This window comes from Microcella humidisoli (assembly GCF_024362325.1).
GTDB classification, from domain to species: Bacteria; Actinomycetota; Actinomycetes; order Actinomycetales; family Microbacteriaceae; genus Microcella; species Microcella humidisoli.
In genome coordinates this window covers 1,378,266-1,402,889 of record NZ_CP101497.1, presented here as the reverse complement: position 1 = coordinate 1,402,889, position 24,624 = coordinate 1,378,266, and the positions used below count along the sequence as shown (strand labels likewise).

38 protein-coding genes are annotated in these 24,624 nt (G+C 69.4%); 2 read left to right on the top strand and 36 right to left on the bottom strand.

Going from position 1 to position 24,624, the window contains the following annotated elements; all coding sequences use genetic code 11:
• The first annotated feature begins 64 nt into the window (after positions 1-64).
• Positions 65-331 (top strand): SGNH/GDSL hydrolase family protein, encoded by a 267-nt coding sequence (locus tag NNL39_RS06745; protein WP_255158237.1) that lies wholly within the window; start codon positions 65-67, stop codon positions 329-331.
• A 16-nt stretch (positions 332-347) separates the two neighbouring features.
• Here the strand turns inward: NNL39_RS06745 and NNL39_RS06740 are convergent, their stop codons facing one another.
• The 34 genes from NNL39_RS06740 to hutH all read right to left on the bottom strand — a co-directional run bounded on the left by NNL39_RS06740 (position 348) and on the right by hutH (position 22,911).
• On the bottom strand, positions 348-1,376 hold the full coding sequence (locus NNL39_RS06740; RefSeq protein WP_255158235.1) for a GNAT family N-acetyltransferase: 1,029 nt from the start codon (positions 1,374-1,376) through the stop codon (positions 348-350).
• 66 nt (positions 1,377-1,442) lie between these two features.
• Positions 1,443-2,027: a 50S ribosomal protein L17 gene (gene rplQ, locus NNL39_RS06735; protein ID WP_255158233.1), complete on the bottom strand. Its 585-nt coding sequence runs from the start codon at positions 2,025-2,027 to the stop codon at positions 1,443-1,445.
• Between the two features lie 53 nt (positions 2,028-2,080).
• Positions 2,081-3,070, bottom strand: a complete 990-nt coding sequence (locus NNL39_RS06730) for a DNA-directed RNA polymerase subunit alpha (RefSeq protein ID WP_255158231.1) — start codon at positions 3,068-3,070, stop codon at positions 2,081-2,083.
• Between the two features lie 174 nt (positions 3,071-3,244).
• Positions 3,245-3,643: a 30S ribosomal protein S11 gene (rpsK, locus tag NNL39_RS06725; protein ID WP_047561544.1), complete on the bottom strand. Its 399-nt coding sequence runs from the start codon at positions 3,641-3,643 to the stop codon at positions 3,245-3,247.
• A 47-nt stretch (positions 3,644-3,690) separates the two neighbouring features.
• Positions 3,691-4,065: a 30S ribosomal protein S13 gene (gene rpsM, locus NNL39_RS06720; protein WP_255158229.1), complete on the bottom strand. Its 375-nt coding sequence runs from the start codon at positions 4,063-4,065 to the stop codon at positions 3,691-3,693.
• A 140-nt stretch (positions 4,066-4,205) separates the two neighbouring features.
• Positions 4,206-4,319, bottom strand: coding sequence for a 50S ribosomal protein L36 (gene rpmJ, locus NNL39_RS06715; RefSeq protein ID WP_047561540.1), 114 nt, complete (start codon positions 4,317-4,319; stop codon positions 4,206-4,208).
• A gap of 70 nt (positions 4,320-4,389) precedes the next feature.
• Positions 4,390-4,611, bottom strand: coding sequence for a translation initiation factor IF-1 (gene infA / locus NNL39_RS06710; protein ID WP_021759551.1), 222 nt, complete (start codon positions 4,609-4,611; stop codon positions 4,390-4,392).
• Positions 4,612-4,802: 191 nt separating this feature from the next.
• Positions 4,803-5,393, bottom strand: coding sequence for an adenylate kinase (locus NNL39_RS06705; RefSeq protein WP_255158226.1), 591 nt, complete (start codon positions 5,391-5,393; stop codon positions 4,803-4,805).
• Positions 5,390-6,715 (bottom strand): preprotein translocase subunit SecY, encoded by a 1,326-nt coding sequence (gene secY, locus NNL39_RS06700; protein ID WP_255158224.1) that lies wholly within the window; start codon positions 6,713-6,715, stop codon positions 5,390-5,392. Before secY ends, NNL39_RS06705 begins: the two co-directional genes overlap by 4 nt.
• Positions 6,716-6,828: 113 nt before the next feature.
• Positions 6,829-7,569: a 50S ribosomal protein L15 gene (gene rplO, locus NNL39_RS06695; RefSeq protein ID WP_255158222.1), complete on the bottom strand. Its 741-nt coding sequence runs from the start codon at positions 7,567-7,569 to the stop codon at positions 6,829-6,831.
• Positions 7,569-7,754: a 50S ribosomal protein L30 gene (gene rpmD, locus NNL39_RS06690; protein WP_047561535.1), complete on the bottom strand. Its 186-nt coding sequence runs from the start codon at positions 7,752-7,754 to the stop codon at positions 7,569-7,571. Before rpmD ends, rplO begins: the two co-directional genes overlap by 1 nt.
• Entirely contained in the window at positions 7,754-8,443 is a 690-nt protein-coding gene (rpsE, locus tag NNL39_RS06685) for a 30S ribosomal protein S5 (RefSeq protein WP_407665167.1), read from the bottom strand. Before rpsE ends, rpmD begins: the two co-directional genes overlap by 1 nt.
• Before the next feature lie 14 nt (positions 8,444-8,457).
• Positions 8,458-8,829 carry a 50S ribosomal protein L18 gene (gene rplR / locus NNL39_RS06680; protein WP_255158220.1) on the bottom strand — a complete coding sequence of 124 codons (372 nt, stop codon included), beginning with the start codon at positions 8,827-8,829 and terminating at the stop codon, positions 8,458-8,460.
• A gap of 2 nt (positions 8,830-8,831) precedes the next feature.
• The gene (gene rplF / locus NNL39_RS06675) at positions 8,832-9,368 is read right to left on the bottom strand and encodes a 50S ribosomal protein L6 (RefSeq protein WP_255158218.1); all 537 of its coding nucleotides are present in this window, start codon (positions 9,366-9,368) and stop codon (positions 8,832-8,834) included.
• A gap of 6 nt (positions 9,369-9,374) precedes the next feature.
• A complete protein-coding gene (rpsH, locus tag NNL39_RS06670) occupies positions 9,375-9,773 on the bottom strand; it encodes a 30S ribosomal protein S8 (RefSeq protein WP_255158216.1) in 399 nt (132 codons plus the stop codon).
• Positions 9,774-9,862: 89 nt separating this feature from the next.
• Positions 9,863-10,468 carry a 50S ribosomal protein L5 gene (rplE, locus tag NNL39_RS06665; protein WP_255158214.1) on the bottom strand — a complete coding sequence of 202 codons (606 nt, stop codon included), beginning with the start codon at positions 10,466-10,468 and terminating at the stop codon, positions 9,863-9,865.
• The gene (gene rplX, locus NNL39_RS06660; protein WP_255158213.1) at positions 10,468-10,827 is read right to left on the bottom strand and encodes a 50S ribosomal protein L24; all 360 of its coding nucleotides are present in this window, start codon (positions 10,825-10,827) and stop codon (positions 10,468-10,470) included. Before rplX ends, rplE begins: the two co-directional genes overlap by 1 nt.
• Positions 10,828-10,829: 2 nt before the next feature.
• Entirely contained in the window at positions 10,830-11,198 is a 369-nt protein-coding gene (rplN, locus tag NNL39_RS06655) for a 50S ribosomal protein L14 (RefSeq protein WP_255158211.1), read from the bottom strand.
• Between the two features lie 35 nt (positions 11,199-11,233).
• Positions 11,234-11,554 carry a 30S ribosomal protein S17 gene (rpsQ, locus tag NNL39_RS06650; protein ID WP_255158209.1) on the bottom strand — a complete coding sequence of 107 codons (321 nt, stop codon included), beginning with the start codon at positions 11,552-11,554 and terminating at the stop codon, positions 11,234-11,236.
• A complete protein-coding gene (gene rpmC, locus NNL39_RS06645) occupies positions 11,554-11,907 on the bottom strand; it encodes a 50S ribosomal protein L29 (RefSeq protein ID WP_255158207.1) in 354 nt (117 codons plus the stop codon). The genes rpsQ and rpmC overlap by 1 nt, the downstream gene beginning before the upstream one ends.
• Positions 11,907-12,326, bottom strand: a complete 420-nt coding sequence (gene rplP, locus NNL39_RS06640; RefSeq protein WP_153982787.1) for a 50S ribosomal protein L16 — start codon at positions 12,324-12,326, stop codon at positions 11,907-11,909. The genes rpmC and rplP overlap by 1 nt, the downstream gene beginning before the upstream one ends.
• A 5-nt stretch (positions 12,327-12,331) precedes the next feature.
• The gene (rpsC, locus tag NNL39_RS06635; protein ID WP_255158205.1) at positions 12,332-13,105 is read right to left on the bottom strand and encodes a 30S ribosomal protein S3; all 774 of its coding nucleotides are present in this window, start codon (positions 13,103-13,105) and stop codon (positions 12,332-12,334) included.
• A 2-nt stretch (positions 13,106-13,107) separates the two neighbouring features.
• A complete protein-coding gene (gene rplV / locus NNL39_RS06630; protein WP_255158203.1) occupies positions 13,108-13,509 on the bottom strand; it encodes a 50S ribosomal protein L22 in 402 nt (133 codons plus the stop codon).
• 27 nt (positions 13,510-13,536) lie between these two features.
• Entirely contained in the window at positions 13,537-13,818 is a 282-nt protein-coding gene (gene rpsS / locus NNL39_RS06625) for a 30S ribosomal protein S19 (RefSeq protein WP_153982784.1), read from the bottom strand.
• Positions 13,819-13,833: 15 nt separating this feature from the next.
• On the bottom strand, positions 13,834-14,670 hold the full coding sequence (gene rplB / locus NNL39_RS06620) for a 50S ribosomal protein L2 (protein WP_255158201.1): 837 nt from the start codon (positions 14,668-14,670) through the stop codon (positions 13,834-13,836).
• Positions 14,671-14,690: 20 nt separating this feature from the next.
• Positions 14,691-15,002, bottom strand: a complete 312-nt coding sequence (rplW, locus tag NNL39_RS06615) for a 50S ribosomal protein L23 (RefSeq protein WP_255158198.1) — start codon at positions 15,000-15,002, stop codon at positions 14,691-14,693.
• The gene (rplD, locus tag NNL39_RS06610) at positions 14,999-15,646 is read right to left on the bottom strand and encodes a 50S ribosomal protein L4 (RefSeq protein WP_255158196.1); all 648 of its coding nucleotides are present in this window, start codon (positions 15,644-15,646) and stop codon (positions 14,999-15,001) included. Before rplD ends, rplW begins: the two co-directional genes overlap by 4 nt.
• Before the next feature lie 5 nt (positions 15,647-15,651).
• A complete protein-coding gene (gene rplC, locus NNL39_RS06605) occupies positions 15,652-16,302 on the bottom strand; it encodes a 50S ribosomal protein L3 (protein ID WP_255158194.1) in 651 nt (216 codons plus the stop codon).
• Positions 16,303-16,313: 11 nt separating this feature from the next.
• Entirely contained in the window at positions 16,314-16,622 is a 309-nt protein-coding gene (rpsJ, locus tag NNL39_RS06600; RefSeq protein ID WP_047561503.1) for a 30S ribosomal protein S10, read from the bottom strand.
• Between the two features lie 422 nt (positions 16,623-17,044).
• Positions 17,045-17,524, bottom strand: coding sequence for a hypothetical protein (locus NNL39_RS06595; protein ID WP_255158192.1), 480 nt, complete (start codon positions 17,522-17,524; stop codon positions 17,045-17,047).
• A gap of 52 nt (positions 17,525-17,576) precedes the next feature.
• On the bottom strand, positions 17,577-18,752 hold the full coding sequence (gene hutI, locus NNL39_RS06590) for an imidazolonepropionase (protein WP_255158190.1): 1,176 nt from the start codon (positions 18,750-18,752) through the stop codon (positions 17,577-17,579).
• Entirely contained in the window at positions 18,749-19,654 is a 906-nt protein-coding gene (locus tag NNL39_RS06585) for an arginase family protein (RefSeq protein WP_255158188.1), read from the bottom strand. Before NNL39_RS06585 ends, hutI begins: the two co-directional genes overlap by 4 nt.
• Before the next feature lie 2 nt (positions 19,655-19,656).
• Positions 19,657-21,348 carry a urocanate hydratase gene (gene hutU / locus NNL39_RS06580; RefSeq protein WP_255158186.1) on the bottom strand — a complete coding sequence of 564 codons (1,692 nt, stop codon included), beginning with the start codon at positions 21,346-21,348 and terminating at the stop codon, positions 19,657-19,659.
• Positions 21,349-21,369: 21 nt separating this feature from the next.
• Positions 21,370-22,911, bottom strand: coding sequence for a histidine ammonia-lyase (gene hutH, locus NNL39_RS06575; protein WP_255158184.1), 1,542 nt, complete (start codon positions 22,909-22,911; stop codon positions 21,370-21,372).
• Between the two features lie 80 nt (positions 22,912-22,991).
• Here hutH and NNL39_RS06570 point away from each other — a divergent pair, with 80 nt between their 5' ends.
• Positions 22,992-23,765 (top strand): IclR family transcriptional regulator, encoded by a 774-nt coding sequence (locus NNL39_RS06570; RefSeq protein ID WP_255158182.1) that lies wholly within the window; start codon positions 22,992-22,994, stop codon positions 23,763-23,765.
• Here NNL39_RS06570 and NNL39_RS06565 read toward each other — a convergent pair.
• Positions 23,737-24,204, bottom strand: a complete 468-nt coding sequence (locus NNL39_RS06565; RefSeq protein WP_255158180.1) for a hypothetical protein — start codon at positions 24,202-24,204, stop codon at positions 23,737-23,739. The two genes, NNL39_RS06570 and NNL39_RS06565, sit on opposite strands and share 29 nt — an antisense overlap.
• A gap of 5 nt (positions 24,205-24,209) precedes the next feature.
• Positions 24,210-24,458, bottom strand: a complete 249-nt coding sequence (locus NNL39_RS06560) for a hypothetical protein (RefSeq protein WP_255158178.1) — start codon at positions 24,456-24,458, stop codon at positions 24,210-24,212.
• Between the last annotated feature and the right edge of the window lie 166 nt (positions 24,459-24,624).

Below are 24,624 nucleotides of genomic sequence, written 5' to 3'. Positions count from 1 at the left end.
GATCGACACGGCCACGCTCCGAGAGATCCGGGCCATCATCGGGCCCGACCGAGCGCTCGTGCTCGTGAGCGCGCAAGCGCCGCGCGGATGGATCCCGACCGTCAACGCGCGGCTCGCCGCCTACGCCCAGGACTACCGGCAGGTCGTGCTGGCCGACTGGCGATCAGCGATCACGCCCCGGCTCGAGCTGCTCGCGCGTGATCAGGTGCACCCCGGCTCGGCGGGCGGGCGCATCTACACACGCACGGTCGAGGGCGCGCTGCAGTACCTCGTCGACCTGCCCGACCCGGTCGACTACGACGCCAACCCCGAGGTGCAACGGCCCCGTTGAGCGCGGTGAGTGCGCGCTAGTAGACGACGCGGTACGAGACGTCGCGTGCGGTCGGCGCGAAGCCGAGGCGCGTGTAGACGCCCAGAGCACCCGTGGGGTTCTCGGTGTCCACATCGAGCACGGCGCACTCGAGGCCCGCGTCGCGGTAGGCGGTGAGCACCTCGCTCAGCAGTGCGCTCGCGAGGCCGCGGCCGCGCCACGCGCGAACGGTGCCGACGAGACCGATGTATCCCGAGCGCGATCCCTGGCGCTCCCAGTCGTCTTCGTTCACCTCGGTGATGACGAAGCCGACGACCTCGTCGCCGACCGTCGCGACGCGGCTGAGATCGGGGCGGAAGCTCGGCAGGCCCTGCATCGACTCCCAGCCCTCGCGCGAGGCCGGCTGGCTGCCCCAGTGATCGGCGAAGGCGGCGTTCTTGGCCGCGCGCACGAGTTCGCTCATGGCCGCCTCGAACGGCACGATCGCGACGCCCTCCGGGTGCGGAGCCGGCAGCGTGGGGTCGGCGAGATCGGCCTCGAGGGTCGTGAAGTAGCGCGCCGGCTCGAAGCCCGCTCGCTGCAACAGGCGTCCGTGCTCGGGCGCGCGGTCGGCCGCATAGCTGAGCACCCACGCGGGCAGGGCGAGGTCGGAGTCGGCGAGCAGTGCGCGGGCGCGCTCCTGCTGCCACGCGAGCAGGCGGCGCCCGATCCCGCGGCCGCGATGCGCGGCGTCGACGCCCCCGAACAGGATCACCCGCACGAGCGATTCGGGGTCGGGCGGGGCGACCACGAGGCCCCACGCGACCGCCGTGCCCTCGGTGTCGACCGCGAGCATGCCGTCGCGACCGGGCTCGACCCACGAGTGCCCGAGCTCCTCGCGGATCTCGTCGAGCGACTCGCTCCAGGTCGGGTGGTCGCGCACGCTGATGCGCTCGGCGAGGTCGGTCACGGCCTCCGCGTCGTCACCCGAGAGCGGGCGCCAGTGGATGCCCTCGGGGCCGTCGGGCATCGGGATCGTCGCGGGGGCGGTCACGCGCTCGCGCAGCGGCCTGAGGTCGTCGGTCACGCGAGAAAGCGTACGGCCCCCGCTCCACTGGAGCGGGGGCCGTGACGCGATCGTGATGGCGCGGAGCTACTTGGCCTCGTCCTCGGCCGGAGCCTCGTCGGCGGCCTCGGCGGGCGCCTCCTCGGCGGACTCGGTCTCGACGGCCTCGGTCTCGGCCGTGGCCTCCTCGACGACGGCCTCGTCGGCGACGGTCTCGTCAGCGACGACCTCGTCAGCGACAGCCTCGTCGACCGGGGCGGCGACCGGAGCGGCCGCGGCGGCCGACTTCTTCGCGCTCTTCGGCTTCGGGTTCACCGGCTCGAGCACGAGCTCGATGACGGCCATGGGGGCGTTGTCGCCCTTACGGTAGCCGACCTTCGTGATGCGGGTGTAGCCGCCTTCGCGCTCGGCGACGAGCGGCGCGATCTCCGTGAAGAGCTCGTGCACGGCGCTCTTGTCGTGGATGATCGTCATCACCCGGCGACGGGCGTGCAGGTCACCGCGCTTCGCGAAGGTGATGAGACGCTCGGCGAGCGGACGAAGGCGCTTGGCCTTGGTCTCGGTCGTCGTGATGCGCTTGTGCGTGAAGAGCGCCGTCGCGAGGTTGGCGAGCAGCAGGCGCTCGTGGGCGGGACCGCCGCCGAGGCGGGGGCCCTTCGTGGGCTGAGGCATGGTGTGTGTTCTTTCGTATCAGTGACGGGAGGGGAGCGGGTCGCGGGTGCGGCCTAGCTCTCCTCGTCGTCGTAGCCGCCGTAGAAGTGAGCGCCGTCGAACCCGGGAACCGCGTCCTTGAGCGAGAGGCCCATCTCGACGAGCTTGTCCTTGACCTCGTCGACCGACTTCTGGCCGAAGTTGCGGATGTTCATGAGCTGGGTCTCCGAGAGCGCCACGAGCTCGCTCACGGTGTTGATGCCCTCGCGCTTGAGGCAGTTGTAGCTGCGCACCGACAGATCGAGGTCTTCGATCGGCATCGAGAGCTCGGTCGAGAGCACGGCGTCGACCGGCGCGGGGCCGATCTCGATGCCCTCGGCCTGGGTGTTGAGCTCGCGTGCGAGACCGAACAGCTCGACGAGCGTGCGGCCAGCCGACGCGATCGCGTCGCGCGGCGTGATGGCCGGCTTCGACTCGACGTCGACGACGAGACGGTCGAAGTCAGTGCGCTCACCGGCACGCGTCGCCTCGACGCGGTAGGTGACCTTGAGCACGGGCGAGTAGATCGAGTCGACGGGGATCTGGCCGGCCTCGCTGAACTCGCTGCGGTTCTGCGTCGCGCTGACGTAGCCGCGACCGCGCTCGATCGTGAGCTCGAGCTCGAACTTCGCGCTGTCGTTGAGCGTCGCGATCACGAGCTCAGGGTTGTGGATCTCGACGCCGGCCGGGGCCGAGATGTCGGCCGCGGTGACCTCGCCCGCGCCCTGCTTGCGCAGGTAGGCGGTGATCGGCTCGTCGTGCTCGCTCGAGACCACGAGGTTCTTGACGTTGAGGATGATCTCGGTGACATCCTCCTTCACCCCCGCGATGGTGCTGAACTCGTGCAGCACGCCGTCGATGCGGATGCTCGTCACGGCGGCGCCGGGGATCGACGAGAGCAGCGTGCGGCGCAGCGAGTTGCCGAGGGTGTAGCCGAAGCCGGGCTCGAGCGGCTCGATGATGAAGCGCGAGCGGAACTCGGAGACGTTCTCCTCGGTCAGCGTGGGACGTTGTGCGATGAGCACTATGTGTTTCCTTTCGGCAAAGTGTCCGCCATATGACACTTGTGGCGCGACGAGTGGCTGGCTCGTCGAGTGTGTTGAGTTATGCGCGGTGGAGCTGAGGACGATGCAGCGCATCGCCGCGACCCCCGCGCCGACCCGAGCTGCGCTCGGGCCGGACGACACGGGGTCGAAGGATTAGACGCGGCGACGCTTGGGCGGGCGGCAGCCGTTGTGCGCCTGGGGCGTCACGTCGCTGATCGACCCGACCTCGAGGCCGGCGGCCTGCAGCGAGCGGATCGCGGTCTCGCGGCCCGAGCCCGGGCCCTTGACGAAGACGTCGACCTTCTTCATGCCGTGCTCCTGCGCCTGACGCGCAGCCGACTCGGCGGCGAGCTGGGCGGCGAAGGGGGTCGACTTGCGCGAGCCCTTGAAGCCGACCTGGCCCGACGAGGCCCAGCTGATGACGGCGCCGCTCGGGTCGGTGATCGACACGATCGTGTTGTTGAACGTGGACTTGATGTGAGCCTGGCCGACGGCGATGCTCTTCTTCTCTTTGCGGCGGGGCTTGCGCGCGGCCGACTTGGGTGCTGCCATGGTCTTCTCCTAAACCTGTGGATTGCGCGGGTCGCGGCGGGGCCGGACTAGCGCGCCTTCTTCTTGCCGGCGACGGTGCGCTTCGGGCCCTTGCGGGTGCGCGCGTTGGTCTTGGTGCGCTGACCGCGCACGGGCAGGCCGCGGCGGTGGCGGATGCCCTCGTAGGAGCCGATCTCGACCTTGCGGCGGATATCGGCAGCGACCTCGCGACGCAGGTCGCCCTCGACCTTGTAGGCGCCCTCGATGTGGTCGCGCAGCGCGACGAGCTGGTCGTCGGTCAGATCCTTGACGCGCACGTTCGGGTCGATGCCCGTGGCGGCGAGGGTCTCGGTCGAACGCGTGCGTCCAACTCCGTAGATGTACGTGAGGGCAATCTCCACGCGCTTATCGCGCGGGATGTCCACTCCGGCAAGACGGGCCATGACGGCTCCTTCAGGTGTGTGAGAGGTGTGGAGCAGTACCGGTGCCCGGGCCTCTCGCCCGGGGTGTCCCCCGCATCCGCGGGTTCTGGTACTGCCTGGAGTGCGTATTCAGTTGTGAGTTCGGAGGAGGCTCGAGAGCCTTAGCCCTGGCGTTGCTTGTGCCGGGGGTTCTCGCAGATGACCATGACGTTGCCGTGGCGACGGATCACCTTGCACTTGTCGCAGATGGGCTTGACGCTGGGGTTGACCTTCATGATGTTCTTCTCTCTCGCTGGCCTCGTGCGCCGGGTGGATCCCCGGGCCGTTCCTTATCCGGCGAAACGCTTACTTGTAGCGGTAGACGATGCGGCCGCGGGTCAGGTCGTAGGGGCTCAGCTCCACGATCACGCGGTCCTCGGGGAGGATGCGGATGTAGTGCTGGCGCATCTTGCCCGAGATGTGGGCGAGCACCTTGTGGCCGTTGGTCAGCTCGACGCGGAACATCGCGTTGGGCAGCGCTTCGACCACCGAGCCTTCGATCTCGATGACACCGTCTTTTTTGGCCATTGCCTCTTCGTCGCTAAAAGTGTGGTTTCTACCGGTCGTGCGGATGACACGGTGCTGCCACGGTGACCCCCTCTGCACGGCGGGGTCTGAGCAGACACGCCGAAGGCGTGCCGAAAGCACCAAGGGTCGAGCTTAGGTGATAGTGGCGCCTCGAGGCAAGTCGGCCGACCGAGCGGCGCGACGGGTGCGGCTCACGCGGTGAACAGGATGCCGCGCGCGGCGAGCGCCGACTCGATGCGCTCGGTGACCTCGGCGATCTCGCCGATGCCGTCGACCTTGGCGAGCAGCCCCCGCTCGGCATATACGCCGATGAGCGGCGCGGTCTGCTGCGCGTAGACGTCGAGACGGTGACGCACGACCGCCTCGTCGTCGTCGGCCCTGCCCTGGTCGAGGGCGCGCTTCTTCAGGCGCTCGACGACCACATCGGGCTCGGCCACGAGTTCGACGACGGCGTCCATCGACGTGCCGTGCTCGGCGAGAAACTCGTCGAGGGCACGCACCTGATCGGTCGTCCGCGGGTAGCCGTCGAGCAGGAAGCCGGCCGCGGCGTCGGGCTGCGAGAGGCGGTCGCGCACGAGGTCGTTCGTGAGGCTGTCGGGAACGTTGTCGCCCGCATCCATGAACGCCTTCGCCTTGAGGCCCAGCTCGGTCTCATTGCGCAGGTGCATGCGGAAGATATCGCCGGTCGAGATGGCTGGAACACCCAGGGCCTCAGAGAGGCGCTGTGCCTGCGTGCCCTTGCCCGCGCCGGGCGGACCGATCAGCAGCAGACGAGCGCTCATCGCAGGAGACCCTCGTAGTGGCGCTGCTGCAGCTGCGCGTCGATCTGCTTCACTGTCTCGAGGCCGACGCCGACGATGATCAGGATGCTCGCCCCGCCGAACGGGAAGTTCTGGTTCGCGCCGACCGCCGCGAAGGCGATGAGCGGGATGAGGGCGATGAGACCGAGGTACAGCGAGCCCGGCAGCGTGACCCGCGTGAGCACGTAGTCGAGGTACTCGGCCGTCGGGCGACCCGCGCGGATGCCGGGGATGAAGCCGCCGTACTTCTTCATGTTGTCGGCGACCTCTTCGGGGTTGAAGGTGATCGCGACGTAGAAGTACGTGAAGCCGACGATGAGCAGGAAGTAGACGACCATGTAGATCGGGTTGTCGCCCGAGACCAGGTTGTTCTGGATCCAGACGACCCACTCGGGTGCCGTCTCGCCCGCCGCAGGCTGGTTGAACTGCGCGATGAGGGCGGGCAGGTACAGCAGCGACGAGGCGAAGATGACGGGCACGACGCCGGCCATGTTGACCTTGATGGGGATGTACGTGTTGTTGCCGCCGTAGGTGCGGCGCCCGACCATGCGCTTGGCGTACTGCACCGGGATGCGTCGCTGCGACTGCTCGACGAAGACGACCGCCGCCATCACGAGCAGGCCGAGCAGGAGCACGAGGATGAAGATCTCCGGGCCCTGCGAGACGGCGATGGCCCACAGCGCCGAGGGGAAGGTCGCCGCGATCGAGACGAAGATCAGGAGCGACATGCCGTTGCCGATGCCGCGCTCGGTCACGAGCTCGCCGAACCACATGATGAGGCCCGTGCCCGCGGTCATCGTGATGACCATGAGCAGGATGGCGTACCAGGCGTCGTTGGTGAGCAGCTGGCTGCACTCGGGGACGCCGCTCGTCGTCGGGAAGAGCGCGCCTGCGCGCGCGACCGTGATGAGGGTGGTCGACTGCAGGATCGCGAGCGCGATCGTCATGTAGCGGGTGTACTGCGTGAGCTTGGCCTGGCCCGCCTGGCCCTCCTTGTGGAGGGTGTCGAAGTGCGGGATGACGACGCGCAGCAGCTGCGTGATGATCGACGCGGTGATGTACGGCATGATGCCGAGCGCGAAGATCGACAGCTGCAGCAGGGCGCCGCCGCTGAAGAGGTTGACCAGCTGGTACAGGCCCGTGGCGCCCTGGTTGCCCGCGAGGCAGAGCTGCACGTTCTGGAAGTCGACGAACGGCGCGGGAATGAACGATCCCAGACGGAAGACGGCGACCACACCGAGGGTGAAGCCGATCTTCCGGCGCAGGTCGGGCGTGCGGAAGATCCGCCCGATAGCTCTGAACACGAGACCTCCCGTAGAAAAACTATGAGCATCCGCCCGCCCGGCGGCGAGTGGATGCTGTGGCCCGAGTGGGCCGGAACCGCAGGGGCGGGTGGCCCCGGAGGGCCACCCGTCACCTACTGGATCGAACCGCCGGCAGCGACGATCTTCTGCTCGGCAGAGCGCGAGACCTTGTCGACGGTCACATTGAGCTTAACCGCAATGTCGCCATCGCCAAGAACCTTGACCTTCTCGTTCTTGCGCACAGCGCCCTTCGCGACGAGATCGGCGATGGTGACATCGCCGCCCTTCGGGTAGAGCTCCGCGAGCGCGGCGAGGTTGACGACCTGGTACTCGACCCGGAACGGGTTCGTGAAGCCGCGCAGCTTGGGCGCGCGCATCACCGAGTTGAGGTTGCCGCCCTCGAAGCCGGGCTTGACCTGGTAGCGGGCCTTGGTGCCCTTGGTGCCACGACCGGCCGTCTTGCCCTTCGAGCCCTCACCACGACCGACGCGGGTGCGGTCCTTCTTCGAGCCCGCAGCCGGACGGAGGTGGTGCACCTTGAGCACCTGCGGACGGGCGACATCGGCCGAGGCGGCCTTCTTCGCGGGAGCCTTCGCGGCAGCGGTCTTCGCCGGAGCCTTCTCAGCAGCAGCCTTCTCCGCAGCAGGCTTCGCAGCCGCCTTCGCCGGAGCCTTCTCCGCAGCAGGCTTCGCGGCGGCCTTGGCCGGAGCCTTCTCCGCAGCAGGCTTCGCGGCGGCCTTGGCCGGAGCCTTGGCAGCAGCGGCCTTCACGGGCGCCTTCTCAGCCGCCGGCTTCGCCGTCGTGGTCTTCTTGGCCGGAGCCTTCGCGGCGCCGTCCTTCTTCTCTTCAGCCATTAGTCAATCTCCTCGACCGTCACGAGGTGAGCCACCGTGCGCACGTAGCCGCGGTTGGCCGGGGTGTCTTCGCGCACGACGACGTCGCCGATGCGCTTGAGACCCAGGCTCCGCAGGGTGTCGCGCTGGTTCTGCTTCTCGCTGATGACGGACTTGATCTGGGTCACCTTCAGCTGCGCGGCCATCAGGCACCGCCCTTTCCGGCTGCGGCCTCGGCCGCGAGGGCCTCGGCGCGCACGAGGCGCGCAGGAGCGACATCCTCGAACTCGAGTCCACGACGGGCGGCGACGGCGCGCGGCTCTTCGAGCTGCTGCAGCGCGGCCACGGTCGCGTGGACGATGTTGATGGTGTTCGACGAGCCGAGCGACTTGCTCAGCACGTCGTGGATGCCAGCGCACTCGAGCACGGCACGCACGGGGCCACCGGCGATAACACCGGTACCCGCGGCGGCGGGGCGCAGCAGCACGACACCGGCAGCGGCCTCACCCTGCACGGGGTGCGGGATCGTCGCAGCGACGCGAGGGACGCGGAAGAAGTTCTTCTTCGCCTCCTCGACGCCCTTCGAGATCGCCGTGGGCACCTCGCGGGCCTTGCCGTAGCCGACGCCGACCATGCCGTTGCCGTCACCGACGACCACGAGGGCGGTGAAGCTGAAGCGACGACCACCCTTCACGACCTTCGACACGCGGTTGATCGTGACGACCCGCTCGAGGAACGGGCTCTTCTCGGTCTCGCGCTGGCCGCGGTCGCGGTTGGGGTTGCGCTCCCGGCCGCCACGGCGAGCCTCGCGGGGCTCAGTGGTCGCTTCCGACGACGCAGCGGTCTCCACGGGGGCCTCTGCCGCCACGGTCTGCTCCTTCTCGGTGTTGTTCACAGTCTCAGACTCGCTCACAGGTCCAGTCCACCCTCTCGAGCTCCATCGGCGATCGCCGCGACGCGGCCCGCGTAGCGGTTGCCGCCGCGGTCGAACACGACCGCCTCGACGCCGGCCTTCTTCGCGCGCTCGGCGACCAGCTCGCCGACCTTGCGGGCCTTGGCTGTCTTGTCGCCCTCGAAGCCGCGGAGGTCGCCCTCCATGGTCGATGCGCTGGCCACGGTGTGACCCTTGGTGTCGTCGACGATCTGCACGAAGACGTGACGCGCCGACCGGGTGACGACGAGACGCGGACGCTCGCTCGTGCCCGTGATGCGCTTGCGCAGACGCGCGTGGCGACGGCCCTTGGCCGCCGTCTTGCTCTTGCCTCTGGTTCCGAGACCCATGACTACTTCCCAGCCTTTCCGGCCTTGCGGCGCACAACCTCGCCGGCGTACCGCACACCCTTGCCCTTGTAGGGCTCGGGCTTGCGAATCTTGCGAATGTTGGCCGCGACCTCGCCGACGGCCTGCTTGTCGATGCCGCTGACGGTGAGCTTGTTGTTGCCCTCCACCGTGAAGGTGATCCCGGCGGGCGGGTTCACGGTGACGGGGTGCGAGAAGCCGAGTGCGAACTCGACACCCTCGCCCTTGGCCTGCACGCGGTAACCGGTGCCGACGACCTCGAGGCCCTTGGAGTAGCCCTGGGTGACGCCGATGATCTGGTTCGCGATGAGCGTGCGGGTGAGCCCGTGCAGCGAGCGCGAGGCGCGCTCGTCGTCGGGACGGGTGACGACCACCTGGTTGTCCTCGATGGCGACCTCGATGGGGCTCGCGACGGTGAGCGAGAGCTCACCCTTCGGGCCCTTGACCGAGACGGCCTGGCCGTCGATCTTCACCTCGACACCACCAGGGATGTCGATGGGCATGCGTCCGATACGTGACATGGCGGGTTACCACACGTAGGCGAGGACTTCCCCACCCACGCCCTTCTTCATCGCCTCGCGGTCAGTCAGCAGACCGGAGGAAGTCGACAGGATCGCGACGCCGAGGCCACCGAGGACGGTGGGGATCTCGGTGGACTTCGCGTAGACGCGCAGACCCGGCTTCGAGACGCGCTTGATGCCGGCGATCGACCGCTCGCGGTTCGGGCCGTACTTGAGCGAAAGGGTCAGCGTCGTGCCGACGCGCGCGTCGGAGACGGCCCAGTCGGCGATGTAGCCCTCGCGCTTGAGGATCTCGGCGATGTGCGTCTTCAGCTTCGAGCTGGGCAGCGACACCTCGTCGTGGAACGCCGAGTTGGCGTTGCGCAGTCTGGTCAGCAGGTCTGCGACCGGATCTGTCATCGTCATGATGAGTGTTTCCTGTTCTCGTCCGGTTTCGACTCCCGGGACACCGGGGCCGACCTGGCCGATCGTGGTCCGAAGACCGGGTTGGAGTGTTACTGGGGGGTGTCGCTCGAGCGGAAGGGGAAGCCGAGCGCGCGCAGCAGGGCGCGACCCTCGTCATCCGTCTTCGCCGTCGTGACGACCGTGATGTCGAATCCGCGGACGCGGTCGATCTTGTCCTGGTCGATCTCGTGGAACACGCTCTGCTCCTGGAGACCGAAGGTGTAGTTGCCGTTGCCGTCGAACTGCGTGGCGCTCAGGCCGCGGAAGTCGCGGATGCGGGGCAGCGCGAGGGTGATCAGGCGGTCCATGAACTCCCAGGCACGGTCGCCGCGCAGCGTGACGTGCGCGCCGATCGGCATGCCCTCGCGCAGCTTGAACTGCGCGATCGACTTGCGGGCCTTCGTGACCTGCGGCTTCTGACCGGTGATCGCCGTGAGGTCCTTGATGGCCCCGTCGATGACCTTCGAGTCGCGAGCGGCCTCGCCGACACCCGTGTTGACGACGATCTTGACGAGACCGGGAACCTGGTGCGGGTTGGTGTACCCGAACTGCTCGGTCAGCGCCTTCGTGATCTCGGCACGGTACTTCTGCTTGAGGCGCGGCTGGACCTTGTTCGCCAAGGCGGCGCCAGCCGGCGCGGCAGTTTCGGTTGACATTAGAGCTTCTCACCTGACTTCTTGGCGTACCGCACGCGGACGGTCTTCTTGACGCCGTTCTTCTCGACGGTCTCCTCGCGGAAACCCACGCGGGTCGGCTTCTTGGTCTTCGGGTCGACGAGGGCCACATTCGAGATGTGGATCGGCGCTTCCTGGGTCTCGATGCCACCGGTCTTGGTGCCGCGCTGCGTCTGGCCGACGCGCACGTGCTTGGTGACGTAGTTGACGCCCTCGACGATCACGCGGTTCTTCTCCGCGATGACCTCGATGACACGACCCTGCTTGCCGCGGTCGCCGCCGCGGTCTTCGGTCGCGCCGCTGATCACCTGGACGAGGTCGCCCTTCTTGATCTTGGCCATGGTTACAGCACCTCCGGGGCGAGCGAGACGATCTTCATGAACTTCTTGTCGCGCAGCTCGCGCCCGACCGGTCCGAAGATGCGGGTTCCACGAGGGTCGCCGTCAGCCTTGAGGATGACAGCGGCGTTCTCGTCGAACTTGATGTACGAGCCGTCGGGACGACGGGTCTGCTTGACGGTGCGCACGATGACGGCCTTGACGACGTCGCCCTTCTTGACGTTGCCGCCGGGGATCGCGTCTTTCACGGTCGCCACGATGATGTCACCGAGGCCCGCGTAGCGGCGGCCGGAGCCGCCGAGCACGCGGATCGTCAAGAGCTCCTTGGCGCCGGTGTTGTCGGCCACCTTGACTCTGGATTCCTGCTGAAGCATTTTCTCTCACTCCTAGTGGTCAAGCAGGCGGATGCCTACTTGGCCTTCTCGAGGATCTCGACGAGGCGCCAGCGCTTCGTAGCGGACAGGGGGCGGGTCTCGGAGATGAGCACGAGGTCGCCGATGCCGGCGCTGTTCTGCTCGTCGTGCGCCTTGACCTTCGAGGTACGGCGGATGACCTTGCCGTACAGCGGGTGCTTCACGCGGTCCTCGACCTCGACGACGATGGTCTTCTCCATCTTGTCGCTGGTCACGTAGCCGCGGCGCACCTTGCGGTACCCGCGAGCGGCCTCGTCGCGAACGTCGTGCGCGGCCGACTCGTGGCCGGCAGCGGCCTTCTTCTCGGTCGTCGCCATCAGTTCTTCTCCTCAGTCTTCTCCGACGCGTCAGCCTTCTCGGCGGGCGCCGCCTCGACCTCGGCCGCAGCCTCGGTCTTGGCCTTCGCGGCCTTCTTCGCGGGCTTCTCGGCCACCTCGAGGGGGGCCGGGGTCGCGCGCAAGCCGAGCTCGCGCTCGCGGATGATCGTGTAGATGCGCGCGATGTCGCGCTTCACCGCACGCAGCCGGCCGTGGCTCTCGAGCTGACCGGTCGCGGCCTGGAAGCGCAGGTTGAACAGCTCTTCCTTGGCCTTCTTGAGCTCGTCGACGAGTCGCTCGTCTTCGAAGGTGTCGAGCTCGGCAGGTGCCAGCTCCTTGGATCCGATCGCCATTACGCGTCGCCTCCCTCGCGCTTGATGATGCGTGCCTTGAGGGGCAGCTTGTGGATGGCACGGGTCATGGCCTCACGAGCGAGCTGCTCGTTGACACCGGCGACCTCGAAGAGGACGCGACCCGGCTTGACGTTGGCGACCCACCACTCGGGCGAGCCCTTACCGGACCCCATGCGGGTCTCAGCGGGCTTCTTGGTGAGCGGACGGTCGGGGTAGATGTTGATCCATACCTTGCCACCGCGCTTGATGTGGCGCGTCATGGCGATACGGGCGGACTCGATCTGCCGGTTCGTGACGTACGCAGGCGTGAGGGCCTGGATGCCGAACTCGCCGAACGTGACCTCGGTGCCACCGGTCGCGTGCCCACTCCGCTTGGGGTGGTGCTGCTTGCGGTACTTGACCTTGCGGGGAATCAGCATTGTTCCTAGCCTTCCGCTCCGGCCGCGACGGGAGCCGCAGCGGTGGCCGGACGGCCGCCGTCACGACGAGGACCGCGGTCCGAGTCACGACGCTCGGGGCGCGACGACTTCTGGGTCGCCTGCTCGCGAGCGAGTTCCTTGTTGGTGATGTCGCCCTTGTAGATCCAGACCTTCACGCCGATGCGGCCGAAGGTGGTCTTGGCCTCGTAGAAGCCGTAGTCGATGTTCGCGCGCAGGGTGTGCAGGGGCACACGGCCTTCGCGGTAGAACTCCGACCGGCTCATCTCGGCGCCGCCGAGACGACCCGACACCTGGATGCGAACACCCTTGGCGCCGGCGCGCTGCGCGCCCTGCAGGCCCTTGCGCATCGCGCGACGGAACGCCACGCGGGCGCTCAGCTGCTCGGCGATGCCCTGGGCCACGAGCTGGGCCTCGGCCTCGGGGTTCTTGACCTCGAGGATGTTGAGCTGGATCTGCTTGGCGGTGAGCTTCTCGAGGTCGGCGCGGATGCGCTCGGCCTCGGCGCCACGGCGGCCGATGACGATGCCGGGACGCGCCGTGTGGATGTCGACGCGGACACGGTCGCGCGTGCGCTCGATCTCGATGCGCGCGACGCCGGCCCGGTCGAGGCTCGTGGTGAGCATCCGGCGGATCTTGACGTCTTCAGCCACATAGTCGGCGTAGCGCTGACCGGGCTTGGTGCTGTCGGAGAACCAGCGCGACACGTGGTCGGTCGTGATTCCGAGACGGAAACCGTACGGGTTGACTTTCTGGCCCATGACTACTTGCTCGCCTTCTTCTTGCCGGTGCTCGAGCCCGCAGCGACCAGCTCATCCGGCGTGGCGAGCACGACGGTGATGTGGCTGGTGCGCTTGTTGATGCGGAACGCGCGACCCTGCGCACGCGGCTGGAACCGCTTGAGGGTCGTTCCCTCGTCGACGAACGCGCGGGACACGTAGAGGTCCTGCTCGTCGAGGAAGGTGTTCGCAGCATCCGCCTTGACGCGCGCGTTGGCGATGGCCGCCGCGACGAGCTTGTAGACGGGCTCGCTCGCACCCTGGGGCGCGAACTTCAGGATGGCCAGGGCCTCGAGGGCCTGCTTGCCGCGGATCAGGTCGACGACGCGACGAGCCTTCTGAGGCGTCACGCGGATGTGTCGCACGCGGGCGATCGACTCCACCATGTCTGTACTCCTCTTCACGCCGCCGGGTTACCGGCGACGACCCTTCTTGTCGTCCTTCTCGTGGCCGCGGAAGGTGCGGGTCGGCGCGAACTCGCCGAGCTTGTGGCCGACCATGGTCTCGGTCACGAACACGGGGATGTGCTTGCGGCCGTCGTGCACGGCGATGGTGTGCCCGAGCATGGCGGGGACGATCATCGAACGGCGCGACCAGGTCTTGATGACGTTCTTGGTGCTGGCCTCGTTCTGCGCGAACACCTTGCGGAGCAGGTGGTCGTCAACGAACGGACCCTTCTTGAGACTGCGAGGCATAGTTGTCGACTCCTACTAGCGCTTCTTGCCAACGGTGCGGCGGCGGACGATGAGCTTGTCGCTCGCTTTCTTGCGATCGCGCGTGCGGCCTTCAGACTGGCCCCACGGGCTGACCGGGTGACGACCACCACTGGTCTTGCCCTCGCCACCACCGTGCGGGTGGTCGATCGGGTTCATCGCGACACCGCGCACGGTCGGGCGAACGCCCTTCCAGCGCATACGGCCGGCCTTGCCCCAGTTGATGTTCGACTGCTCGGCGTTGCCGACCTCGCCGACGGTGGCGCGGCAGCGCGCGTCGACGTTGCGGATCTCGCCCGAGGGCAGACGCAGCTGCGCGTAGGGGCCGTCCTTGGCGACGAGTCGCACCGAGGCACCGGCCGAGCGCGCCATCTTCGCGCCGCCACCGGGGCGGAGCTCGATGGCGTGGATGACGGTACCCACGGGGATGTTGCGCAGCGGCAGGTTGTTGCCGGGCTTGATGTCGGCCGAGGGACCCGACTCGACGATGTCGCCCTGCGACAGCTTGTTGGGCGCCAGGATGTAGCGCTTCGTGCCGTCGACGAAGTGCAGCAGCGCGATGCGCGCGGTGCGGTTGGGGTCGTACTCGATGTGCGCGACCTTGGCGTTCACGCCGTCCTTGTCATTGCGACGGAAGTCGATGACGCGGTACTGGCGCTTGTGGCCACCGCCGATGTGGCGGGTGGTGATGCGACCCGAGTTGTTGCGGCCACCGGTCTTGGGCAGCGGCTTGAGCAGCGACTTCTCGGGGGTCGAGCGCGTGATCTCCGTGAAGTCGGAGACCGACGAGCCGCGACGACCCGGAGTCGTGGGCTTGTACTTGCGAATAGCCATTGTCGTTGTCCTTTTCGCGCCTAGCCGACGGCCGTGAAGATGTCGATGGAGCCCGACTTCAGGGTCACGATGGCGCGCTTGGTGTCTTTGCGCTTGCCGGTGCCGAAGCGGGTGCGGCGGGTCTTGCCCGTGCGGTTGAGCGTGTTGATCGACGCGACCTTGACGTTGAAGATCTTCTCGATGGCGAGCTTGATCTCGGTCTTGTTCGCGCGCGGGTCGACGAGGAAGGTGTACTTGCCGTCGTCGATGAGCGCGTAGCTCTTCTCGCTGACGACCGGCGCGATGATGATGTCGCGCGGGTCCTTGTTCTGGGCGACTGCGTGGATGCTCATGCGCCGACCTCTTCCTTGTTCGTCTTCGAGCTGACGAAGGTCTCGTACGCGGCCTTCGTGAACACGATGTCGTCGCTCACCAGCACGTCGTACGCGTTGAGCTGGTCGGGGCTGATCACGTGCAGGTTCTTGAGGTTGCGCACGCTCTTGAGGTTGACCTCGTCGTCGCGCTCGATCACGACGAGCACGTTGCGGCCCGTCGTGAGCTGCGCGAGGACGGCGGCCGCGGCCTTCGTCGAGGGCACGTCCGAGCCGAACGACTCGACGATGTGCAGGCGCTCGCCCCGGGCGCGGTCGCTGAGCGCGCCCAGGAGGGCGGCGGCGATCATCTTCTTGGGGGTGCGCTGCGCGTAGTTGCGGGGCGTCGGGCCGTGCACGATGCCACCGCCGCGGTGCTCGGGGGCGCGGACGGAGCCCTGACGGCTGCGACCGGTGCCCTTCTGCTTGAAGGGCTTGACGCCCGAGCCCGAGACCTCGCCGCGACCCTTGGTCGAGTGAGTACCCTGGCGGGCGGCTGCGAGCTGGGCCACGACGACCTGGTGCAGCAGCGGAACGTTGGTCTGAACGTCGAAGACGGCGGCGGGCAGGTCGACCGAACCGGTCTTCTTGCCGGCGGCGTCGATCACGTCGAGCGAGGTAGCCATGGCGATTACGCTCCCTTCACGGCGTTGCGGACGAAAACGAGACGGCCGCGAGCACCGGGAACCGCGCCCTTGACGAGCAGCAGACCCTTCTCGAGGTCGACGGAGTGAACCTTGAGGTTCATGACGGTCACGCGGTCGCCACCCATGCGGCCCGCCATGCGCATGCCCTTGAAGACACGGCTGGGGGTCGAGGAGGCGCCGATCGAGCCGGGCTTGCGGTGGTTGCGGTGCGAACCGTGCGAGGCCGAGACGCCCTTGAAGTTGTGGCGCTTCATGACACCGGCGAAGCCCTTGCCCTTGCTCGTGCCGACGACGTCGACCAGCTGGCCGGCCTCGAAGATGTCGACGGCGAGCAGCTGGCCGGGCGTGTACTCGGCAGCGTCGGCCGTGCGCACCTCGGTGAGGTGGCGGCGCGGCGTCGAGCCGGCCTTCTCGAAGTGGCCGCTGAGCGGCTTGGTGACCTTGCGCGGGTCGATGGCGCCGTAGGCGATCTGGACGGCGGCGTAGCCGTCGACCTCAGGGGTGCGCACCTGCGTCACCACGTTGGGGGCGATCTCCACCACGGTGACGGGAACGAGCTTGTTGTTCTCGTCCCACACCTGCGTCATGCCGAGCTTCGTGCCCAGCAGACCCTTGGTCGTCTTGGTTGCAGACATGTCCGGGTTCCTTAGAGCTTGATCTCGATGTTGACGTCGGCGGGCAGGTCGAGGCGCATGAGCGAGTCGACCGCCTTCGGCGTCGGATCGATGATGTCGATGAGACGCTTGTGCGTGCGCTTCTCGAAGTGCTCGCGGCTGTCCTTGTACTTGTGGGGCGACCGGATGACGGCGATGACGTTCTTCTCCGTCGGCAGCGGCACGGGGCCCACGACCGTGGCGCCGGCACGGGTGACCGTGTCGACGATCTTGCGCGCCGATGCGTCGAGACCTGCGTGGTCGTACGACTTAAGTCGGATGCGGATCTTCTGTCCCGCCATGCTCAACTCTCTTCCTTCTTGGACGTGATGCACCCATCAGGGCGCACCTCACGCGGAGCGCAATCGCTGTCGCACCACTGTTCTTCTGTCAAACGACCGCACGTGATTACTCAGTGCACGACCGCATGCCACCGACCCCCGCGCTCGGGCGTGTCGCCTTCTCAAGGCGACGCGCACGCGCAGGCACAGGGAAACCCCGTGCCGGTGGTTGTCGGTTCAAGCTGTGTTCTGCTGCCTGCGGCCTAGGCTCATCGCGACTCGCGATCGATCACTCGATGCGGCGCTCGTCCTATGCACTGCCTGGCAGTGAGCCGCGCGAAAGCACGGCGTGTGGAACTAGAAGAGTCTGCCACACGCCACAACCCCGTGCAACCCGGGCGTGTCGCGCGGGCCGCGACACGCCGGAGAACCCCGAAACTCGTCTACGCAGGCTCTGAAACGGAGGCCGACGCGGGCTCCGCGGGCCGTTTCGGCCGGAGGATCAGCAGTTCGACGACCACCACCGAGACGGTACCGGCCACGAGGAGCAGACCGCCTGCACCGACGGCGATCGCGACGACGAGCATCCCCCAGCCGCCGTCTTGCCCGCCGCCCGTCGCGACCGTGAGCACGGCCAGCAGCCCGATGTTGACGACCAGCGCCGCGATGAGCGAGACGACGTGCGTGGCGATGCGCCAGCCGACGCGGCGCCGCCGCTGCACGATCGCCCCGATGATGACGAGCACCGTCCAGAGGGCGAGCGCGATGCCGAGCAGTCCGAAGAGCACGCGCGGCGTCTGATCGACGAGCGTGCCGATCGGGTCGGCCGAGTCGGTGAGCGCGAAGGCCCCCAGCGCGAGCCACGCGAGGACGATCGTGATGCCGATGATGAGCACGATCTCGAGCACGATGCGACGGGTCATCATCGACCTTTCTGCGGGCGGGGCAGGGGCGCGGTGGAGCGGTGCCGCGAGCCTACTGCGTCGCCTCGCCGCCGACGAGCACCTGCCGCACGAGCGGCACGCCCGGCCGGGAGGCGAGATGCCGGTAGTCGGGGGCATCCAGGATGACCGCATCGCCCCGCGCGCCCACCCCCAGGTGCCCGACATCGGGGCGGCGCAGAGCCCGCGCGCCCCCGCGGGTTGCGGCGGCGAGCGCCTCGAGCGGAGTCATGCCGAGCTCGCGCACCGCGAGCGCGACGGCGAGCGGCATGCTGCTCGAGAAGTTCGAGCCCGGGTTGCAGTCGGAGGCGATCGCGAGTGCGACGCCCGCGGCGAGCAGGCGCCGGGCATCCGGATACGGCTGCTTCGTCGAGAACTCGACGAGCGGCAGCAGCGTCGCGACGGTCCCGGCACCGTCGCGGGCGCTCGCCGCGAGCAGGTCGACATCGTCGTCCGTGAGGAACGTGCAGTGGTCGACGCTCGCGGCGCCGAGCTCGACGGCGAGGGCGACTCCGCCGTCGGCCTCGAGCTGGCCCGCGTGCACGCGCAGCCCGAGCCCCGCATCCCGCCCCGCCGTGAGGATGCGCCGCGCCTCGTCGACCGTGAAGGCGCCCGAGTCGATGAAGACGTCGATGAAGCGGGCGTGCGGGGCGCACGCAGCGAGCATCGCACCGCACACGAGGTCGACGTAGGCCGCGCGGTCGTGCGCGAACTCGGCGGGCACGACGTGCGCCCCGAGGAAGGTCGTCTCGTCGGTGACCTCGCGCGCGAGGCGCAGGGCGCGCGCCTCATCGGCGACCGTGAGGCCGTAGCCGCTCTTGATCTCGAGCGTCGTCGTTCCCTGCGCGCGCGCCTGGGCGACGAGGTGCCGCAGGCGATCCCGCAGCGCGTCGTCGCTCGCGGCCCGGGTCGCGGCGACCGTCGTGCGGATGCCGCCCGCCGTGTACGGCCGCCCGGCCATGCGGGCCTCGAACTCGTCGACGCGGTCGCCCGCGAAGACGAGGTGGCTGTGGCTGTCGACGAATCCCGGGATGACCGCCGCGCCCTCGGCGTCGATGCAGGTGTCGGCGGCCGGGGCCTCGGCGGTGTCCCCCACCCACGCGACACGGCCCTCGGCGATGACGAGCGCGACACCGGAGCGCACCGGCCGATCGGGCTCGGTCGGGTCGAACGTGACGAGTTGCCCGATGTTCTCGATGACGACGCTCATGCGTGTCCTTCCGGCGCTCGGCTTGCGAGCCCCGCGAGCGCTTCGAGCACGCACAGCGCGGCGAGGCGCACGGTGCGCTGATCGGCGGTGTCGCGCGCGGCATCGAGCTCGGTCAGGTCGATGCTCGTGACGGCCGGATGCGCGCCCGCCAGCCGCGCCGCCGCGCGCAGCTCGATCGCGCTGAGGCCACCGGGCACGCTCGCGGGGCAGCCCGGCGCGACGCTGCGGTCGCACACGTCGAGGTCGAGGTCGACGTGCACCGGTCCGCCGGCCGCCGCCGCGCGGTCGAGGGCCGCGCTCATCGCGACCGCGATGGGGGTGCTCAGTAGCTCGGCACGGGTGACCACGGTGATGCCGTGCTCGGCGGCGCGAGCGGCATAGGCTCGCGAGTTCGCGAGCGGCTCGATGCCGAGCTGGCTAACGCGGGCCCCCGCGAGCCCTGCCTCGAGCAGCCGGCGCACCGGCGAGCCGTTGCTGATGCCATCGCGCAGGTCGTGGTGGGCATCCAGCGTGACGAGACCGGCCGTCGCGACGCGGTCGCCCCACGCGCCGAGGGCGGCCGGAACGGTGGCGGCGTTGTCGCCGCCGAGCACGATGACGAGGGATGCGCTACTCGCGAGTTCGGCAACCTGAGCCGTCGCGGCCGCTTCACCGGGGCCGTCGGGCTCGGGCACATCGCACGCGTCGAGCACGGTGACGCGTGAGCCATCGGGACGAGCGAGGGCGTCGGCGGAGTAGTACCGGAGAGCATCCCGGATCGCCGCGGGCGTCGTGTGCGCTTGCCCCGGCGACAGCGACGTGCGCCAGGTCGGGATGCCTACGAGCACCGCGTCGGCGCGCGACCCCGGCGCCCAGGTCGGCCAGTCGCCCGCCCGCGGCCACAGCGGGTCGTGTGCGAGCATCGCTACTCGCCTTCGCGCATCGGGATGCGCACGCCGAGGTCGTCGACGATGTGCTCACCTTCGGTGTAGCCCGCGTCGATGTGGCGGATGACGCCCATGCCGGGGTCGTTGGTCAGCACGCGCTGCACCTTCTGACCGGCGAGCGCCGTGCCGTCGGCGACGACGACCTGCCCGGCGTGGATCGAGCGGCCGATGCCGACTCCCCCGCCGTGGTGGATCGACACCCACGTCGCGCCGCTCGCGGTGTTGACGAGCGCATTGAGCAGCGGCCAGTCGGCGATCGCGTCGCTGCCGTCTTTCATGGCCTCGGTCTCGCGGTAGGGGCTCGCGACCGACCCTGAGTCGAGGTGGTCGCGGCCGATCGCGACGGGGGCGCTGAGCTCGCCGCTCGCCACCATGTCGTTGAAGCGCTCGCCGGCCTTGTCGCGCTCGCCGTAGCCGAGCCAGCAGATGCGCGCCGGCAGCCCCTGGTAGTGCACGCGCTGCTGCGCCATCGGGATCCAGCGCTGCAGGCTCTCGTTCTCGGGGAACATCTCGAGCACCGCGCGGTCGGTCGCCGCGATGTCGGCGGGGTCGCCGCTCAGCGCCGCCCAGCGGAACGGGCCCTTGCCCTGCGCGAAGAGTGGGCGGATGTAGGCGGGCACGAACCCGGGGAAGGAGAACGCGTCGGCATAGCCCGCCGCGCGAGCCTCGGTGCGGATGTTGTTGCCGTAGTCGAAGACCTCGGCGCCCGCCCGCTGGAACCCCACCATGGCCTCGACCTGCCGCGCCATCGACGCCCGCGCGGCGGCCGCGAAGCCGATCGGGTCGCGCTCGCGGGCCGCGTGCCAGTCGTCCATCGTGTGCTCGACGGGCAGGTAGGCGAGCGGATCGTGCGCGCTCGTCTGGTCGGTGACGATGTCGATCGGCGCTCCCATGGCGAGCAGGCGCGGGAAGACCTCGGCCGCGTTGCCGAGCACCCCGATCGAGAGCCCGCGCCGGGCATCCCGTGCCTCGATCGCGAGCGACAGCGCGTGCTCGAGCGAGTCGGCCTGCACGTCGAGATAGCGGTGCTCGACGCGGCGGGAGATGCGGCTCGGGTCGACGTCGACGCAGATCGCGACGCCGTCGTTCATCGTGACGGCGAGCGGCTGCGCGCCGCCCATGCCGCCGAGGCCGCCGGTGAGGGTGATGGTGCCGGCGAGGGTTCCCCCGAACTTCTGCGTAGCAACCGCGGCGAAGGTCTCGAAGGTGCCCTGCAGAATGCCCTGCGTGCCGATGTAGATCCACGAACCGGCCGTCATCTGGCCGTACATCGTGAGACCGAGCGCCTCGAGGCGCCGGAACTCGTCCCAGTTCGCCCAGTCGCCCACGAGGTTCGAGTTGGCGATGAGCACGCGCGGCGCCCACTCGTGCGTCTGCATGACGCCGACGGGGCGGCCCGACTGCACGAGCATTGTCTCGTCGCCCTTGAGGGTGGCGAGCGTGCGGGTCAGCGCGTCGAAGCTCGCCCAGTCGCGCGCGGCCTTGCCCGTGCCGCCGTAGACGACGAGCTCGTCGGGGTGCTCGGCCACCTCGGGGTCGAGGTTGTTCTGCAGCATGCGCAAGGCGCCTTCTTGCTGCCAGCCGAGGGTGTGCAGCTGGGTTCCGCGGTGGGCGCGAACGGGGCGGGGGCCGGATGCGGCGGCCGGTGCCGCGCTGTCAGTGAGCGTCATGGTCGTCTCCTGTCGTCAGGTCTAGCGAATCTCGGTGACCGCGCGGGCGGCAGCCAGCAGCGTGCCGTCGCGCGTGAGCCGCACAGCATGCTCGATCTCGGGGGCGAGGTAGCGGTCGGGGCCGGGGCCGTCAACGTGCTCGCGCAGGGCCGTGACGACCGCGGCGGTCGCGGGGGCGGGCGCCACGCCGAGCGCGGCACACCGCAGGTCGAGGCCCCGCGCGCCCGTGAGCAGCTCGATCGCGACCACGCGCGTGAGCCCGTCGATCGCGCGCCGCAGCTTGCGCGCAGCTGACCAGCCCATGGCCACGTGGTCCTCTTGCATCGCGCTCGAGGGGATCGAGTCGACGCTCGCGGGCGCCGCGAGCCGCTTGAGCTCGCTCACGATGCCGGCCTGCGTGTACTGGGCGATCATGTGGCCCGAGTCGACGCCGGGGTCGTGAGCGAGAAACGGGGGGAGTCCTTGACTGCGGCTCGCGTCGAGGAAACGGTCGGTACGGCGCTCGCTCATGCTCGCGAGGTCGGCGACGGCAATGGCGAGGAAGTCGAGCACGTAGCCGAGGGGGGCGCCATGGAAGTTGCCGTTCGACTCGACACGGCCGTCGAGCGTCACGACGGGGTTGTCGATCGCGCTCGCGAGTTCGCGGTTCGCGACCGTCGCCGCGTGCGCCATGGTGTCGCGCACGGCGCCGTGCACCTGCGGCGCGCAGCGCAACGAGTAGGCGTCTTGCACGCGCGTGCAGTCGTCGGTTCGGTGGCTCGCGACGATGGCTGAGCCGCTCAGCACGCGGCGCATGTTGTCGGCGCTGGCCGCCTGGCCGGGGTGGGGGCGCAGCGCGTGCAGATCCGAGGCGAAGGGGCGGTCGGTGCCGAGCAGGGCCTCGACGCTCATCGCCGCGGCGAGGTCGGCCGTCGCCACGAGGCGGTCGAGGTCGGTCAGGGCGAGGGCGAGCATCCCGAGCATGCCGTCGGTGCCGTTGATGAGGGCGAGGCCCTCCTTCTCGCGCAGCGCGACCGGCTCGATGCCGACGGCCGCGAGCGCCTGCGCCGCGGGCACGAGCTCACCGGCCGCGTCCCGCACGGTGCCCTCGCCCATCACGGCGAGCGCGCAGTGGGCGAGCGGGGCGAGGTCGCCCGAGCAGCCAAGGCTGCCGTACTCCCCCACGACCGGCGTGATGCCCGCGTTCAACACAGCGGCGTAGGTCTCGGCGACCACCGGGCGCGCGCCCGTCCGCGCGGTCGTCAGGGTCTGCAGGCGCAGCAGCATCGTGCCGCGCACGACCTCGCGCTCGACCTCGGGGCCGCTGCTCGCGGCGTGCGAGCGCACGAGCGAGCGCTGCAGCTCGGCGCGCTTCGCCACGGGGATGTGCGTCGTCGCGAGCGCCCCGAACCCGGTCGAGACGCCGTAGTGCGGCTCGACGTCGTCGGCGAGACCCTCGACGATTCCGCGCGTGACGGCCATGGCGGCGAGAGCATCGGTATCGATCACGACGGTCGCGTCGTGCCGCGCGACCGCGACGACCTCGTCGATCGTGAGGGGGCGTCGGCCGAGCGTGATCTGCATGACCCCAGTGAACGCGTCGGGCCCGCTCGCCGCATCGGCCCTGCACGATAATCTGTCTGAGATCACAGACAAGGGGGTGGATGCCCGTGCCCGACGTGCCCGCCGCCCGCGCCGCCCTGCGCATCGTCACGCACCTCGCGCACCACAGCGACCCCGTGCCCGCCTCGACCCTCGCGCGCGAGCTGGAGCTGCCACGGTCGAGCGTCTACCAGCTGCTGCGCGTGCTGCAAGACGAGGGCTTCGTCGTGCACTACCCCGAGGCGCGCGCCTACGGCCTCGGCGCGCTCGTCGCCGAGATCGGCGGCTCGGTGCTGAGCGCAAGCCGGCTCGCTCGGCTCGGCGGGCCGCTGCTCGAGCGCCTCGTGCGCGCGGCCCCCGTGCCGGTCGTTGCGCAGCTCGCGGTGCTCGCCGGGAGCGACGTCTCGTACGTCGGCCAGGTCGCCGCACCCCGCGCGCCCACGACGGTCGTGCGCGTCGGCGTGCGGTTGCCTGCGCACCTCACCGCGACGGGCCGCGCGATGCTCGCCGCCCTGCCCGCGGCACAAGTGCGGGCGCTCTTCCCCCACCGCGAGGCGCTCATCACCCGCCGCGGCGTCGGGCCGCGCACGCTGCCCGAACTCGACCGCATCCTGCTCGCCGCGCGCGACGCGGGCGTCGCGACCGAGGACGGCGACATCACCGCGGGCTACGCCTCCGTCGCCGCGACCGGCATTGACCGCACGGGCTACCCCGCCGCCGCCCTCGGACTCACCTACCGTGCCGAGGCCGTCACCGCCGAGCAGGTGGATGCTCTCGCCGATGCCGTGCGCGAGGCGGCGGGCGCCCTCAGCGCGCGGCTGCAGGGCCGGGCGTAGCCGGGCTGGGCGACACCGCCGCCGGGCGACCGCGGTCGAGCAGCAGCACCACCACGGGCGTCACGAGCACCGCGACGGGCACGAACAGGGTCGAGCCGAGCAGCCCGAGGGCTCCGACGAACCCGCCCTGCGCATCCGATGCCTCGCCGATCGCGACCACGATCGGAACGTTCGCGATACCCGCGGCCAGGGCCGAGAGGGCGTGCGCACCGATGCGCCACCACGACCCGCGTCGTCGCAGCACCGTCGCGCCGAGCGCGACGAGCATCGACCAGACCGCGAGCGCTGGTCCCGCGAAACCGAACAGGAAGTCGGGCACGACACCGAACAGCTCACCGGCCTCGAGCCCGGCGAACGCGCCGTAGACGGGCAGCACGATGAGCGCGAGCGTGACCGCGGTGGTCGCGACCAGCACGAGCACCTCGCGCACGACCCGCATGAGCGTCACGCGGGAGGTGGGGTCGTCCCCTCCGCGCCGGGCGCAGGAGCATCGGGCTCGTCGTCGCCGTCGAAGCGGTCGGTGATGTCGGCCGCGACGTCCTTCGCCTTCTCGGCGACATCGCCCGCGAACTCCTTCACGTCGCCACCGAACTCCTTGGCGTTCTCGGCCACGTCGCCCGCGACCTCCTTCGCCTTCGCGGCGACGTCGCCCGCCATGTCTTTCGCCTTGTCGACGATGTCATCGATGCCCACGGTGAATCCCCTTTCCCGGCCGGGCGCATCCGGCCTTGACCACCAGTGTGACGATTCTCGCCCGTTTGCAGAAGGGGCATGCAGCGATTCGCAGGGTCACCGGCGACGTCGAGGCCCTCCTCTTTGGCGATGGGTTGATCAGCTCAACGACTATGTCGTGATGTCT

Coding starts and splice junctions, on each gene's coding strand:
- rplQ (WP_255158233.1), bottom strand. CDS start 2,027: ATGCCTCAGCCCACGAAGGGCCCCCGCCTCGGCGGCGGTCCCGCCCAC.
- rpsK (WP_047561544.1), bottom strand. CDS start 3,643: ATGGCAGCACCCAAGTCGGCCGCGCGCAAGCCCCGCCGCAAAGAGAAG.
- rpsM (WP_255158229.1), bottom strand. CDS start 4,065: ATGGCCCGTCTTGCCGGAGTGGACATCCCGCGCGATAAGCGCGTGGAG.
- rpmJ (WP_047561540.1), bottom strand. CDS start 4,319: ATGAAGGTCAACCCCAGCGTCAAGCCCATCTGCGACAAGTGCAAGGTG.
- infA (WP_021759551.1), bottom strand. CDS start 4,611: ATGGCCAAAAAAGACGGTGTCATCGAGATCGAAGGCTCGGTGGTCGAA.
- NNL39_RS06705 (WP_255158226.1), bottom strand. CDS start 5,393: ATGAGCGCTCGTCTGCTGCTGATCGGTCCGCCCGGCGCGGGCAAGGGC.
- rplO (WP_255158222.1), bottom strand. CDS start 7,569: ATGGCTGAAGAGAAGAAGGACGGCGCCGCGAAGGCTCCGGCCAAGAAG.
- rpmD (WP_047561535.1), bottom strand. CDS start 7,754: ATGGCCGCGCAGCTGAAGGTGACCCAGATCAAGTCCGTCATCAGCGAG.
- rplR (WP_255158220.1), bottom strand. CDS start 8,829: ATGGGTCTCGGAACCAGAGGCAAGAGCAAGACGGCGGCCAAGGGCCGT.
- rplF (WP_255158218.1), bottom strand. CDS start 9,368: ATGTCACGTATCGGACGCATGCCCATCGACATCCCTGGTGGTGTCGAG.
- rpsH (WP_255158216.1), bottom strand. CDS start 9,773: ATGACGATGACAGATCCGGTCGCAGACCTGCTGACCAGACTGCGCAAC.
- rplE (WP_255158214.1), bottom strand. CDS start 10,468: ATGTCAACCGAAACTGCCGCGCCGGCTGGCGCCGCCTTGGCGAACAAG.
- rplX (WP_255158213.1), bottom strand. CDS start 10,827: ATGGCCAAGATCAAGAAGGGCGACCTCGTCCAGGTGATCAGCGGCGCG.
- rplN (WP_255158211.1), bottom strand. CDS start 11,198: ATGCTTCAGCAGGAATCCAGAGTCAAGGTGGCCGACAACACCGGCGCC.
- rpsQ (WP_255158209.1), bottom strand. CDS start 11,554: ATGGCGACGACCGAGAAGAAGGCCGCTGCCGGCCACGAGTCGGCCGCG.
- rpmC (WP_255158207.1), bottom strand. CDS start 11,907: ATGGCGATCGGATCCAAGGAGCTGGCACCTGCCGAGCTCGACACCTTC.
- rplP (WP_153982787.1), bottom strand. CDS start 12,326: ATGCTGATTCCCCGCAAGGTCAAGTACCGCAAGCAGCACCACCCCAAG.
- rpsC (WP_255158205.1), bottom strand. CDS start 13,105: ATGGGCCAGAAAGTCAACCCGTACGGTTTCCGTCTCGGAATCACGACC.
- rplV (WP_255158203.1), bottom strand. CDS start 13,509: ATGGTGGAGTCGATCGCCCGCGTGCGACACATCCGCGTGACGCCTCAG.
- rpsS (WP_153982784.1), bottom strand. CDS start 13,818: ATGCCTCGCAGTCTCAAGAAGGGTCCGTTCGTTGACGACCACCTGCTC.
- rplB (WP_255158201.1), bottom strand. CDS start 14,670: ATGGCTATTCGCAAGTACAAGCCCACGACTCCGGGTCGTCGCGGCTCG.
- rplW (WP_255158198.1), bottom strand. CDS start 15,002: ATGAGCATCCACGCAGTCGCCCAGAACAAGGACCCGCGCGACATCATC.
- rplD (WP_255158196.1), bottom strand. CDS start 15,646: ATGGCTACCTCGCTCGACGTGATCGACGCCGCCGGCAAGAAGACCGGT.
- rplC (WP_255158194.1), bottom strand. CDS start 16,302: ATGTCTGCAACCAAGACGACCAAGGGTCTGCTGGGCACGAAGCTCGGC.
- rpsJ (WP_047561503.1), bottom strand. CDS start 16,622: ATGGCGGGACAGAAGATCCGCATCCGACTTAAGTCGTACGACCACGCA.
- NNL39_RS06595 (WP_255158192.1), bottom strand. CDS start 17,524: ATGACCCGTCGCATCGTGCTCGAGATCGTGCTCATCATCGGCATCACG.
- hutI (WP_255158190.1), bottom strand. CDS start 18,752: ATGAGCGTCGTCATCGAGAACATCGGGCAACTCGTCACGTTCGACCCG.
- NNL39_RS06585 (WP_255158188.1), bottom strand. CDS start 19,654: ATGCTCGCACACGACCCGCTGTGGCCGCGGGCGGGCGACTGGCCGACC.
- hutU (WP_255158186.1), bottom strand. CDS start 21,348: ATGACGCTCACTGACAGCGCGGCACCGGCCGCCGCATCCGGCCCCCGC.
- hutH (WP_255158184.1), bottom strand. CDS start 22,911: ATGCAGATCACGCTCGGCCGACGCCCCCTCACGATCGACGAGGTCGTC.
- NNL39_RS06570 (WP_255158182.1), top strand. CDS start 22,992: ATGCCCGTGCCCGACGTGCCCGCCGCCCGCGCCGCCCTGCGCATCGTC.
- NNL39_RS06565 (WP_255158180.1), bottom strand. CDS start 24,204: ATGCGGGTCGTGCGCGAGGTGCTCGTGCTGGTCGCGACCACCGCGGTC.